The organism is Pseudomonas sp. SJZ080, from assembly GCF_007828295.1.
Lineage (GTDB): Bacteria > Pseudomonadota > Gammaproteobacteria > Pseudomonadales > Pseudomonadaceae > Aquipseudomonas > Aquipseudomonas migulae_A.
Genome location: NZ_VIUK01000003.1, coordinates 215327 through 228395, shown reverse-complemented (window position 1 = coordinate 228395; position 13069 = coordinate 215327). Strand labels below are relative to the sequence as shown.

Annotated in this window: 13 protein-coding genes; 11 read left to right on the top strand and 2 right to left on the bottom strand. The window is 57.5% G+C overall.

Annotated elements, in window-relative coordinates:
• Positions 1 to 96: 96 nt before the first annotated feature.
• The 11 genes from moaC to FBY04_RS05825 all read left to right on the top strand — a co-directional run bounded on the left by moaC (position 97) and on the right by FBY04_RS05825 (position 10691).
• Positions 97 to 570, top strand: coding sequence for a cyclic pyranopterin monophosphate synthase MoaC (gene moaC, locus FBY04_RS05880; protein WP_059406245.1), 474 nt, complete (start codon positions 97 to 99; stop codon positions 568 to 570).
• Positions 567 to 809, top strand: coding sequence for a MoaD/ThiS family protein (locus FBY04_RS05875; protein WP_084320718.1), 243 nt, complete (start codon positions 567 to 569; stop codon positions 807 to 809). Before moaC ends, FBY04_RS05875 begins: the two co-directional genes overlap by 4 nt.
• Positions 810 to 812: 3 nt before the next feature.
• Positions 813 to 1265: a molybdopterin synthase catalytic subunit MoaE gene (gene moaE, locus FBY04_RS05870; RefSeq protein ID WP_084320719.1), complete on the top strand. Its 453-nt coding sequence runs from the start codon at positions 813 to 815 to the stop codon at positions 1263 to 1265.
• A 305-nt stretch (positions 1266 to 1570) separates the two neighbouring features.
• Entirely contained in the window at positions 1571 to 2347 is a 777-nt protein-coding gene (locus FBY04_RS05865; RefSeq protein ID WP_084320720.1) for an ABC transporter substrate-binding protein, read from the top strand.
• Positions 2348 to 2661: 314 nt separating this feature from the next.
• Positions 2662 to 3171 (top strand): disulfide bond formation protein B, encoded by a 510-nt coding sequence (locus tag FBY04_RS05860; protein ID WP_084320721.1) that lies wholly within the window; start codon positions 2662 to 2664, stop codon positions 3169 to 3171.
• 829 nt (positions 3172 to 4000) lie between these two features.
• A complete protein-coding gene (gene cyoA / locus FBY04_RS05850; protein WP_084320722.1) occupies positions 4001 to 4945 on the top strand; it encodes a ubiquinol oxidase subunit II in 945 nt (314 codons plus the stop codon).
• A gap of 3 nt (positions 4946 to 4948) precedes the next feature.
• Positions 4949 to 6979: a cytochrome o ubiquinol oxidase subunit I gene (cyoB, locus tag FBY04_RS05845; RefSeq protein WP_084320723.1), complete on the top strand. Its 2031-nt coding sequence runs from the start codon at positions 4949 to 4951 to the stop codon at positions 6977 to 6979.
• Between the two features lie 3 nt (positions 6980 to 6982).
• The gene (locus FBY04_RS05840) at positions 6983 to 7609 is read left to right on the top strand and encodes a cytochrome o ubiquinol oxidase subunit III (RefSeq protein ID WP_008044529.1); all 627 of its coding nucleotides are present in this window, start codon (positions 6983 to 6985) and stop codon (positions 7607 to 7609) included.
• Positions 7610 to 7945: a cytochrome o ubiquinol oxidase subunit IV gene (gene cyoD, locus FBY04_RS05835; RefSeq protein ID WP_084320724.1), complete on the top strand. Its 336-nt coding sequence runs from the start codon at positions 7610 to 7612 to the stop codon at positions 7943 to 7945.
• Between the two features lie 11 nt (positions 7946 to 7956).
• Entirely contained in the window at positions 7957 to 8844 is an 888-nt protein-coding gene (gene cyoE, locus FBY04_RS05830) for a heme o synthase (RefSeq protein ID WP_084320725.1), read from the top strand.
• Between the two features lie 332 nt (positions 8845 to 9176).
• Positions 9177 to 10691, top strand: coding sequence for a Fic family protein (locus tag FBY04_RS05825; protein ID WP_084320726.1), 1515 nt, complete (start codon positions 9177 to 9179; stop codon positions 10689 to 10691).
• A 54-nt stretch (positions 10692 to 10745) separates the two neighbouring features.
• On the opposite strand, the gene FBY04_RS05820 is transcribed toward FBY04_RS05825, so the two are convergent.
• Together FBY04_RS05820 and FBY04_RS05815 are read right to left on the bottom strand one after the other, a co-directional pair.
• Positions 10746 to 11024 (bottom strand): DUF3077 domain-containing protein, encoded by a 279-nt coding sequence (locus tag FBY04_RS05820; protein ID WP_084320727.1) that lies wholly within the window; start codon positions 11022 to 11024, stop codon positions 10746 to 10748.
• 547 nt (positions 11025 to 11571) lie between these two features.
• Positions 11572 to 12990 (bottom strand): PLP-dependent aminotransferase family protein, encoded by a 1419-nt coding sequence (locus FBY04_RS05815; RefSeq protein WP_145314767.1) that lies wholly within the window; start codon positions 12988 to 12990, stop codon positions 11572 to 11574.
• Positions 12991 to 13069: the final 79 nt, after the last annotated feature.

Genomic DNA, 13069 nt, shown 5'->3' with positions numbered 1-13069 from the left:
CCCGCTCCCGCAGTTGATTGTGGTGATCTTGCAATCTTGCGTGCGGAAATTTGACCCGCAGGTTTACAATCGAGGCTCTTGATCAGGAGTAACCCTGTGCTGACTCATCTCGATTCCCAAGGTCGCGCCAACATGGTCGACGTCACTGAAAAAGCCGTGACGTTCCGTGAAGCGACGGCCCAGGCGCTGGTGCGCATGCTGCCCGAAACCCTGCAGATGATCGTCAGCGGCGGCCATCCCAAGGGTGATGTGTTCGCCGTGGCGCGCATTGCCGGCATTCAGGCCGCGAAGAAAACCAGCGACCTCATTCCTCTGTGCCACCCGCTGATGCTCACCGGCGTCAAAGTCGAGCTCAGCGCGGAAGGTGACGACACCGTGCGCATCGTCGCGCGCTGCAAACTGTCCGGGCAGACCGGCGTCGAAATGGAAGCGCTGACCGCCGCGAGCGTCGCCGCGCTGACCATCTACGACATGTGCAAGGCGGTCGATCGCGGCATGACCATTGAAAGCGTGCGCCTGCTGGAGAAACTCGGCGGCAAGAGCGGCCATTTCCAGGCGGATCAGCCATGAACGTCACCGTGAAGTTTTTCGCTCGTTACAGAGAAGCATTGGGCGTCGACTCGGTGAGGGTCGAAGGCGACTTCGCCACGGTCGATGACGTTCGCGCGCTGTTGGCCATGCGCGATGGCGCCGATGTGTTGAGCGAGCAGAACCTGATGTGCGCCCGCAACGAAGACCTCTGCCAACTCGACGAGCCGGTGAGCGACGGCGATGAAGTGGCGTTCTTTCCGACCGTGACCGGGGGCTGAGCCATGGCCATTCGTGTGCAATCCACGGCGTTCGATCCTGGCGCTGAAGTCAACGCCATGCACGCCGCCCATGTCGGTGTCGGGGCGGTGGTGAGTTTTGTCGGCTACGTGCGCGACTTCAATGACGGGCTCGACGTGGCCGGGATGTTTCTGGAGCACTATCCGGGCATGACCGAAAAGGCCCTGGGCAAGATCGCCACCGAGGCCGAGCAGCGCTGGCCGTTGCTCAAACTGGAGGTGCTGCATCGTATCGGCGCTCTGGAGCCGGGTGAGCCGATCGTCTTCGTCGGCGCCGCCAGCGCTCACCGCCAGGCGGCGTTCGACGCCTGCGCCTTTGTCATGGACTACCTGAAAACCCGCGCACCGTTCTGGAAGAAAGAAAACACCAGCGAGGGTGCGCGTTGGGTCGAGGGGCGTGACAGTGATCATGCGGCGGCGGATCGCTGGAAGCAGTAAGTCCTGCGGCGCCTTTGAGTACGCCTTCGCGGGCAAGCCCGCTCCCACAGGTATTGCGTCGTTCATACATTATGTGAACGACGCAATACCTGTGGGAGCGGGCTTGCCCGCGAAGAGGCCATCCGCAACACCAAAACTCCCAATGAATCACCACCCGACCACCGGCCGGCACATCCCCATTCGCCCCGATTGACGGTTTATACATAAAAGTCCAGTATGGAATTATAAGTACAAAAAAGGCGTGCCCCTGTTTCTGCTCTTTCTTCTGTCTTGCCAAACCAACAACAACCCGCGAGAGAACGAACATGAAGAAATTCCCCCTCATCACCGGTCTGGCCCTGAGCCTGTTGGCGTGCAGCACTTTGTTCGCCGCTGATAAAACCCTGCGCATCGGCATCGAAGCAGCGTACCCGCCGTTCGCATCGAAAACCGACAAAGGCGAAATCGTCGGCTTCGACTACGACATCGGCAATGCCTTGTGCGCGCAGATGCAGGTCAAGTGCGTCTGGGTCGAAGGTGAGTTCGATGGCCTGATTCCTTCGCTGAAAGTGAAGAAAATCGACATGGCGCTGTCGTCCATGACCATCAACGAAGACCGCAAGAAGTCAGTGGATTTCAGCCACAAGTACTACTTCACTTCATCGCGCCTGGTGATGAAGGAAGGCGCGACCGTGGATGACCAGTACGCCAGCCTCAAGGGCAAGACCGTCGGGGTGCAGCGCGCAACCACCACTGACCGTTACGCCACCGAGGTGTTTGAACCGAAGGGCATCAACGTCAAGCGTTACGGCAACAACGAAGAGATCTACATGGACCTGGCGGCCGGTCGCCTCGATGCCATTTTTGCCGACACCATCCCGCTGAACGACTTCCTTTCGATGCCGCGTGGCAAGGGTTATGCCTTTGTCGGCCCAGAACTCAAGGACCCGAAATACGTGGGCGAGGGCGCCGGGATTGCGGTGCGCAAGGGCAACACCGAGTTGGTCAGCCAGCTGAACTCGGCCATCGACGGCATTCGCGCCAGTGGCGAGTACCAGAAAATTTCGGACAAGTACTTCAAGACGGATATCTACGGCGACTGAGCGAACGTCCAGGTTCGAGAGGTTTCGCTGATGTACACGTTTTCCTTGTAGGAGCCGGCTTGCTGGCGATGGACCCAAGTGCGCCGCGTTGATCCAGGCAGCACGCGTTATCGTTAACGACCATCGCCAGCAAGCCGGCTCCTACAAGTCGGAGGCCGTCGGCTTTTATACATTCCACGAATATGCCCGAATTTAATCCCTTCTTAACCGCCCTGTCGTTTATTTCCCGACACCTATTCCATGCGCCCCGGGCTCTCCAACGCCCGGGCCAGCGTGTAGACTTCCGGTCAATCGATATCAAGAAGGGAAACGCAATGAGCGAGGAAACGATGCGGTTGGGCCGTGAGCGGCGCTACCTGGTGTTGCTGGGCATCATCTGCCTGGCGCTGATCGGTGGCGCGCTGTACATGCAGATTGTGTTGGGCGAGGCGCCATGCCCGCTGTGCATCCTGCAGCGATATGCCTTGTTGCTGATCGCGATTTTCGCGTTCATCGGCGCGGCAATGCGCACCCGTCGCAGCATTACGGTGTTTGAAACCCTGGTGGTGATCTGCGCCCTGGCAGGCGTCGGGGTTGCCGGGCATCACGTCTATACCCAGTTCTATCCGGCGGTCAGCTGTGGCATCGATGTGTTGCAGCCGATTGTCGACGGCCTGCCGTTGGCGAAGATCTTCCCGCTGGGGTTCCAGGTCGACGGTTTCTGCTCCACGCCGTACCCGCCGATCCTTGGTCTGTCGCTGGCACAGTGGGCGTTGATCGCGTTTGTGCTGGTGGTAGTGCTGGTGCCGTTGCTCACTTCGCGTAACCGCAAGACGCTGCGCTGAGGTCACTCGCCCCATCGCCGCGTGACACAAAAAAACGCCCCGGTCCTCGTTGAGAGGGCCGGGGCGTTTTTGCATTTCAGAGGCCGGGTAAAAAGATCGTGATGTGCGGCAACGAGCGGTGCGACACATGTGCGACATGTTGTCACAGCGCGAGTGTCGCAAGGCATTTCAGCGTGCCGGATTGGTACAGGTCTACGCAATGAAATTGGTCTTTTGGCACCTCTGCCGATTTCCATTCCCGCAACCCGGAACAGGCAGTTTTAACAGGCCCTGGCGAATTGCCAGAGCCCTTGTCACATGGGGGCTTGGGCAGGGTCGAAGGGGAGGGCAGAGCCTTCGATGCTGTCTGAACTGCGTGTGGTAGACCTACTATTTTTGGTGTTTTTGTTGAGAATCAATTTCGATAACATGGCGCACTTTTACAAAAAGCGTCAAGGATTGTTGCTGGAATGGATAAAAATTATTTCGGGATGAGACATGGTTTATGAATCGTTACATATCTACAATCGCCCGCACTGAAATCCCGGCACTGCTCACCCTGACTCAGGTGCATGAGCAGCAATAGGACGTCGAGAGGCCGGATGGCTTCATGCGACGCCTCTGGTGTCGGTGCCTTCCAACTATCCGCACCAAATGGAATTGGTCTGTAACAAGGCCTTTGACCACGAATTCGAATAAGAACTCACCGCTGGCCCAGGATTTGTCGAACAGCGTCTGACGCGCGACGGGCAGCCCTTATTCAATCCAAGAAAATGCCAACCCTTGGCAGGGTGAAGTGTTGGCGATCAAAACCCAACTGCATTGCGCAAGCTGCTTTAGAGGTCGTGAGATGAGTAAAAACAGGTACCCCAGACTACTAGGCTTATTGCCGCTGATCGGCACGTTGTTGCTGTCAGGCTGCAACATGACCTTGCTCGATCCCAAGGGCCAGGTTGGCCTGGATGAGCGAAACCTGATCATCACCGCAACGCTGCTGATGCTGTTGGTCGTGGTTCCGGTCATCGTCATGACGTTCCTGTTCGCCTGGAAATATCGCGCGTCCAACACTGACGCCGTCTACACGCCGAAGTGGTCGCACTCCACCAAGATCGAAATCGCGGTGTGGGCTGTTCCGGTGCTGATCATCATTGCCCTGGGTTATGTCACCTACAAGTCGACCCACGCGCTGGACCCGTACAAGCCGCTGGAATCCGACGTCAAGCCAATCACCATTGAAGTGGTCGCGCTGGACTGGAAGTGGATGTTCATCTATCCCGAGCAAGGCATCGCCACCGTCAACAAGATCGTGTTCCCGGCGCACACGCCGATCAACTTCAAGGTGACTTCGGACTCCGTGATGAACTCGTTCTTCATCCCGGCGCTGGGCGGCCAGATCTACGCGATGGCCGGCATGCAGACCAAACTGCACCTGATCGCCAACCAGAACGCTGAAATGGACGGTATCTCCGCCAACTACAGCGGTGCTGGTTTCACCGGTATGAAGTTCAAAGCTATCGCCACTTCTCAGGAAGATTTCGACGCCTGGGTAAGCGAAGTCAAAAAGGCACCTAAACAGCTTGAAAAAGCTGAATACGAAGCCCTTTCCAAGCCAAGCCAGAACAACCCAGTCGAGCTTTACTCCTCGGTCACGCCGAACCTGTTCCAGATCATCGTCGACAAGTACGAAGGCATGAAACCGGGCAAGCCGCTGCACCACGAGAAGAAAGAGCACGAAGTGGCCGCCGTGGAAGGGATGGACATGAGTTCGCATTCAGCTGCCGGGGCAGAGGAGTAAACGATGTTTGGTAAATTAAGTTGGGAAGCGGTCCCGTTCCACGAACCGATCGTGATGGTGACCATCGCCATGATCGCGCTCGGTGGTCTGGCGCTGTTCGCTGCAATCACCTATTTCAAGAAGTGGACCTACCTGTGGTCCGAGTGGCTGACCTCGGTCGACCACAAGAAAATCGGCGTGATGTACATCATCGTTGCCATGGTCATGCTGCTGCGCGGTTTTGCCGACGCCATCATGATGCGTACCCAGTTGGCCATGGCCACCGAGGGTTCGCCTGGCTACCTGCCACCTGAACACTATGACCAGATCTTCACCGCTCACGGTGTGATCATGATCATCTTCATGGCGATGCCATTCTTCACCGGCCTGATGAACCTTGCAGTGCCGCTGCAGATCGGCGCGCGTGACGTTGCCTACCCGTTCCTGAACTCCCTGAGCTTCTGGCTGCTGGTATCGGGCGTAGTGCTGATCAACCTGTCCCTGGGCGTCGGCGAATTCGCCAAGACCGGCTGGGTTGCCTATCCGCCGCTGTCGGGCCTGCAATACAGCCCGGGCGTGGGGATGGATTACTACATCTGGGCGCTACAGCTATCCGGGTTGGGTACGACGCTGACGGGGGTCAACTTCCTCGCCACCGTGCTGAAAATGCGTACCCCTGGCATGAAACTGATGGACATGCCGATCTTCACCTGGACCTGCACCTGGGCCAACGTCCTGATCGTGGCTTCGTTCCCGATCCTGACCGCTACCCTGGCACTGCTGACGCTTGACCGTTACATGGATTTCCACATTTTCACCAATGAACTTGGTGGCAATCCGATGATGTACGTCAACCTGTTCTGGGCCTGGGGTCACCCTGAGGTTTACATCCTGATTCTGCCGGCGTTCGGGATCTTCTCCGAAGTCATCTCGACCTTCACCGGCAAGCGTCTGTTCGGCCACCACTCGATGGTCTACGCATCGGGCGCGATCTCGATCCTGGGCTTCATGGTCTGGCTGCACCACTTCTTCACCATGGGTTCGGGTGCCAGCGTCAACGCCTTCTTCGGTCTGGCGACGATGCTGATTTCGATCCCGACGGGGGTGAAGCTGTTCAACTGGCTGTTCACCATTTACCAAGGGCGTCTGCGTTTCACCAGCCAGGTTCTGTGGACCCTGGGCTTCATGGTGACCTTCGCCATCGGCGGCATGACCGGCGTATTGCTGGCCATCCCGGGTGCTGACTTCGTCCTGCACAACAGCCTGTTCGTGATCGCTCACTTCCACAACGTGATCATCGGCGGCGCGGTATTCGGTTACATCGCCGGCTTCGGCTTCTACTTCCCTAAAGCGTTCGGCTTCAAACTGCACGAAGGTTGGGGCAAGGCAGCGTTCTGGTTCTGGATCTCGGGCTTCTTCGTCGCGTTCATGCCGCTCTATGCACTGGGCTTCATGGGCATGACCCGTCGTCTGAACGCCACCACCAACCCTGAGTGGGTGCCGTACCTGTACGTCGCCATGTTCGGTGCGGTGATGATCGCTGTGGGCATCGCCTGCCAGCTGATCCAGCTGTACGTCAGCGTGCGTGACCGCAACAAGCCGGAAAACATGTGCGAACACGGCGACCCGTGGAATGCCCATACGCTGGAATGGTCGACCTCGTCGCCACCACCGTTCTACAACTTTGCCGTGCTGCCAAAAGCCGAAGGCATCGATCCGTTCACCGAAGCCAAGGAAAACGGTACCGCGTACCAGGCTCCGGCCAAGTACGAACCGATCCACATGCCAAACAACACCGCGACCGGTGTGGTCATGGGGGCTCTGTTGACCGTGTTCGGTTTCGCGATGATCTGGCACATCTGGTGGTTGGCCATCGTCAGTCTGGTCGGCACCGTGGGCTACTTCGTGATCCACGCTGCCCGCGATGATCAAGGCTATATGGTGCCGGTCGACGTGATCGAGCGCATCGAAGCCGAGCAGCACAAGCGTCTGGTAGCGGCCGGGAAAGTTCCAGCCACCGCCACCCGTGTTGAAACCTCGTTGGAACAGGCTTAAACCATGTCGAACTTAGTGACCAATGCTGGACACACCCATGTCGATGGACATGGGCACGATGACCATCACCACGACTCGGGCGAGATGACCGTATTCGGTTTCTGGCTCTACCTGATGACCGACTGCATTCTGTTTGCGTCGATCTTCGCGGCCTACGCGGTACTGGTTAACAACGTAGCGGGTGGCCCGTCGGGCCACGACATCTTCGAGCTGCCATACGTACTGGGCGAAACCGCTCTGCTGCTGTTCAGCTCGATCACCTACGGCTTCGCCATGCTGGCGTTGTTCAAGGGCAAGAAGAACCAGGTCCTGGGCTGGCTGGCCATGACCTTCCTGTTCGGTGCCGGCTTCATCGGCATGGAGATCAACGAGTTCCACGTGTTGATCTCCGAGGGCTTCGGTCCTAGCCGCAGCGGCTTCCTGTCCGGGTTCTTCACCCTGGTAGGCACCCACGGTCTGCACGTGACCAGCGGTCTGATCTGGATGGCGATCATGATGTACCAGGTGCAGAAAAATGGCCTGACCGCGACCAACAAGACCCGTCTGAGCTGCCTGAGCCTGTTCTGGCACTTCCTGGACGTGGTGTGGATCTGCGTATTCACCGTTGTTTATCTGATGGGGACTATGTAAATGGCTAACGCTCATTCCCACGATAGCCACGACGCCGGCCACGGCAGCGTCAAGTCTTACGCTATCGGCTTCATCCTGTCGGTGATCCTGACCGTCATTCCTTTCGGCCTGGTGATGTACCCGTCGCTGCCGAAGTCGCTGACTCTGTGGATCGTACTGGCCTTCGCAGTGATCCAGGTGCTGGTGCACCTGGTGTACTTCCTCCACCTGGACCGTTCCGCCGCGCAGCGTAACAACGTGATTGCGTTTGTGTTCGCCGCGATCGTGATTGTCCTGCTGGTTGGCCTGTCGTTGTGGATCATGTTCAGCATCCACACCAACATGATGGCGAAGTGAGGTAAGTCCGAATGTCCTTGAAGCACTTTATCCAAATCACCAAACCGGGGATCATTTTCGGTAACGTGCTTTCAGTGGCAGGCGGATTTTTCCTGGCCTCGAAAGGGCATGTCGATCTGGCCATCTTCCTGGCCGCCATGATCGGCACGTCCCTGGTTGTGGCTTCCGGTTGCGTGTTCAACAACTGCATCGACCGCGACATCGACCTTAAGATGGAACGCACCAAGAACCGGGTGCTGGTCCAGGGCTTGATCTCCCTGAAACTGGCCCTGATCTTCGCGACCGTCCTGGGTGTTGCCGGCGTTGCGTTGCTGTACAAGGTGGCCAACCCGTTGGCCGCGCTGTTCGCAGTGATCGGTTTTGTCATCTACGTCGGTTTCTACAGCCTGTACCTCAAGCGCAAGTCGGTTCACGGCACGCTGGTGGGCAGTCTGTCGGGGGCGATGCCGCCGGTGATCGGCTACGTTGCTGTGACCAACAGCTTCGACATGGCTGCACTGACGTTGCTGGTGATGTTCAGTCTGTGGCAGATGCCGCATTCCTACGCCATCGCGATCTTCCGCTTCAACGATTACCTGGCCGCATCGATTCCGGTGTTGCCGGTGAAGCGCGGGATTCAAGTGGCGAAGAAGCACATCCTGATCTACATCCTGGCCTTCCTTGTGGCGACCTTGATGCTGACCTTCAGCGGCTACGCCGGCATGAGCTATCTCGCCGTCGCCGCGGCCATGGGCATGTACTGGCTGTACATGGCCTGGACCGGCTACAAGGCAGTGGATGACACGGTTTGGGCACGCAAGCTGTTCGTGTTCTCGATCTTCACCATTACCGCGTTGAGCGTGATGATGTCCCTGGACTTCAAAGTGCCGACCGAGCTGTTGCTGACGTACGCGCCTTAAGCGTCGGATGCTGTAAAGAAAAACCCCGCCTTCGAGAGAAGTGCGGGGTTTTTTATTGGGTGTGTTCTGGTGGGCCGTGTCGCCCCATTCGCGAGCAAGTCGGATCGCCGCACCGCCGCTCCCACAATTGAATCTGTGTGGCCGCCATTTTTGTGTTCGCCACCAAACCCCTGTGGGTAAGTCACGTCAATTGAGGGCATCCCGCTATAACCACGAGCAATGAGATAGAACTGGTCACTTAAGAAAAAATCGAGATATTCTAGGAATCTTAAGATTTTATTGGCCCGCTAAAGAAAAATCGCGCGGCCTGCTCAAAAATGAGGATTTGCGCGATGAACTCAGCTGGATATGCCTGTCTGCAAGACGCACTGCAGCTTTCAGCGTTTCCTTTGCGCCAACCTGCCAGAGTTCAGCCCGTTACACGGCTTGAACGAATCGGCGCGACATTGGCAGTCCCACCTGCAATTGCACCTGCACCAGACGATCTGCTCGGACATGTCCTCTTCGCCTTGAAGCATGAGGGGATCAACCTTGCCATTCTGGCTCAGGCGTTACCTCGAATTCCGGCACAAGCGCTCGAAACCGAATTGCGAAAGGCTCCAAACGGGATCTACATCCGCAAGGCCTGCTTTCTCCACGAAGCATTCACCGGTGAGGAGCTGACCCAAAACTCCCCGGTGAAGGGAGGCTTCATCCCCTTGTTCGACCCGGAGCAGTACTTGACTATGCCAGGGGAACGTAATTCCCGCTGGCGTATTGAGTTCAATGGTATTGGAACACTGGCTTACTGCGCCACCGTTGAGCGAACACCTCAAATCATGGCGTTGCTACAACACGATATCCTTGCGCGTGCACAGCAATTCATTCAAAACCTGCCTTCAGGAATGATGGATCGGGCAATCAACTGGGCCTATCTGAGCGAAACCCAGGACTCGTTCGCCATCGAGAAGGAATCACCGAGCGAAGACAAGTCCCGACGCTTCATCCAGTTGCTCCGACAGGCTCATGAACGCATTCCGTTGAGTGAGGATTACTTGGTGACCCTCCAGAATGCAACGATCTCCAATCCATACGATATGGCCGCTGCGTTCCGTCATGAACAGAACCATCTGGCAAGCGGTCTGCATGGTGCAGCGGGTGTAACGTATGTCCCGCCTGCACCGGACTTATGTCGAGAGCTGATGGAACAGCTGATGGCATTGGGGAATGACGCGGTAAAACATATTGACCCTCTGGTCGCCGCCGGGATCATTTCATTTGGATTCGTCTTTCTTCACCCTTTCATGGATGGTAATGGTCGACTTTCCCGCTTCCTCATTCACCAGACGCTTTGCCGTGCTGGGGCATTGGATAATGGCTTGCTGCTTCCGGTGTCGGTGGCAATGAAGCGTGAGGAGCGTCTGTATCTGGAAACCCTGCAGGAATTCTCCCGACCCGCGCGTGAGTTCTGGGACGTGCGGTGGATTGATCAGGGAAACTTGTCCTTCAACTTCACTGGCCATCCGGCAATATACCGCTTCTGGGATGCCACGCCCGGCGTTCGATTCACTCTGGAGATGGCCAAGAGAGCTCTTGAAGTAGAGCTTCGTGAAGAAACGGTTTTTCTCGAAAATTACGACAAAATCGTCAAGGCGGTTGATGAGCGATATGACGTCCGCGGCAGTGACTTGGCCAATCTGGTAATGATGTGCTTGTCGCAAAATGGCACGGTCTCAAAGCACCGACGCAAGCAGTACAAGTATTCGGTTCAGGAGGAAGTGTTTGATTACATCGAGCGGGTCACGCAGACCTTGCTTCGAGATCAGGAACAGGAAAAGCACGGGGCCGAAGTTGCTGACGATTGCTAGATCACGCTTCGTATAAAAAGCCCCGCATTCAAAAGAATCGCGGGGCTTTTTCATTCAAGCGCGGTTGTTACACGGTGCGTCGAGCACCTTCGCCACATCATCGATAATCGCTTTGCTCATATCCTGCAAAAAATGCGACGCCCAGGCATGTCGGTCGCTATCGCGAATCATGGCGGCGTCTGAGGCGAGAAGTTTGGCGATATGGAGCAGGTCGGAGGCGTGGTGCAGCGCCTGGATTATCGGGACGTCACGGTTGATGCGGAACAGCGGTTGATTGGCGTGGTAGGAGAAGGGGGTGAGGCCGATGGTTTTCAGGTCTTTGGGATTGGTCATTGGGGTTTCACCTTCCGTAGGTTGGGCGGTGGTCGATGACCGGTGTAGCGGATAGATCGATAGCGTTCATTTGTAACTCCTGCATAGGTGAAGCTGTCCCGTTCGTTCTCAGGCGAATGGGTGGCAGCTGTGCGCAGGCTGAGAAACCGGAGATGCAGGAACCGGCAGACCCGAAGGTCTCCCACACACAGCCGCCATTGCACGAAAACTCGGGCGTAAAAAAACGCCGACAATCGTGAGTTAGGCGCAGTTGCATGCGCATCTTACTCGGGTTCTCAGGCCCGGTCGCTGAATTGGCAGCGACAACCTCAAGCTATCCGGCATTTTCCGAAGCCGCAATCGTAGCGATCTGGTGGCTTGTGAGCATGTCAGGCGACATATCTTGTAGAAGATGACTTCGGTCTGATCCTGTCAGTCGACAGTGTGATCACCGCAATCCTTGTGGGAGCGGGCTTGCTCGCGAAGAGGCCGTATCAGCCAGCATTAATGGCGCCTGACACACCGCATTCGCGAGCAAGCCCGCTCCCACAAGGTTAGTGGCAGTCAGTTAGTTACTTGGTGTGTCGAGCAGGCGGAAGAACCGTTCGCGCACCTGAACGTTATCGCTGTGCGCCACGTTGAAACGCAGAAAGTGACTGGCGTCCGGCGCTTTGCTCAGCAGGGTGCCAGGCGCCAGCACCAGGTCGATATCCAGCCCCTTCCTCGCGAGCGTTTCGGCATGATGCCCGTCGGGCAATCGCGTCCAGATAAACAACCCTTCATGCGGCAGCGATGAAACGGAACACCCTGCCTCCACCAGCCAACCCGACACCCGACTGCTCGATTCGTAGAGCCGATCCACCGTGCGCCGGGTGTGTTTGGCGTAGCTGCCATCACTGAGCATCGTGCAGATAATCTGCTCCGCCAGTTCCGACGTCATGCCACCGCAGGCCATTTTCAGGGTGACCATCCGTGCCGCCAGTTGCGGCGAAAGCACCGCATAACTGACACGACTGTTGGCCGTCAGGGTCTTGGAGAAACCGGAGACGTAACTGACATTGTCCAGCCCGCCCGCAGCCAGGCGCGGCGTTGTTCGTTGCTGCATGTCGCAATACAAATCGTCTTCGACGATGTGAAAACCATAACGGTGGCTCAACTCCAGCAAGCGATAGACCTGCGCCGGGGAGAACGAGTGCCCGGTCGGGTTGTGCAGGGTGTTGTTGGTCATGTAGAGCACGGGCCGATGGGCAATCAGCAATTGCTCCAAGGCGTCGAGGTCCATGCCGTCGACACCCCGGTGGATGGTGATGACTTTGGCGCCATGCAAGGCCAGATTGGTGTGCATGGTGAAGTAACACGGATCGTCGAGCAGCACCGTGTCGCCGGGTTTGACCAGCAGACGCATCAGCATGTCGATGGCCTGCACGGTGTTGGCGGTGGTGATGATCTGGTCCACCGGCACTTCGATGCCCAAGGTCGCCAGTTTGACCCGCAACGCTTCGCGCAGCGGCAGATAACCGGCGGCGACGCCGTATTCGCCCATGCGCAGGGAGGTTGCGCGCAGGGTGCCGCGCACGGCTTTCAGCAATTCTTCTGCCGGCAGCCACGAGGAAGGCAGGAAACCGGCACCAGGGCGCAACGCGCCGTTGTCCTGCAGCACTGCGCGGCGGACCACGCTGAGGGTGTCCTGGGGTTGCAGGTCCGGGCCGGCATCGGTCTTGAGCGTGGCGGTGGAACGGTGCACGTAATGCCCCGAACCCTGGCGTGAAACCACCAGACCCTTGGCCCGCAGGCGGTCCAGTGCATCCACCACCGTGGACTTGCCCACGTTCATCAACTCGGAGAGTTCGCGAATCGGCGGCAGCCGCGAGCCGTGAGGCAGCCCGCCCTGGCTGATCGCCACCGACAATTGATCGACGATCTGCTGGACCAGCGGCACTCCCGGCTGGAACTCGATGGCGGCGATCACTGCTCGCTGAACCTGCATTTTACTGGTCTCTCCGGCAGTAAAGTTCGTTTGATTCTATACGAACTTGCTCTGATGAAAACAAGCGACTCTCTCTACC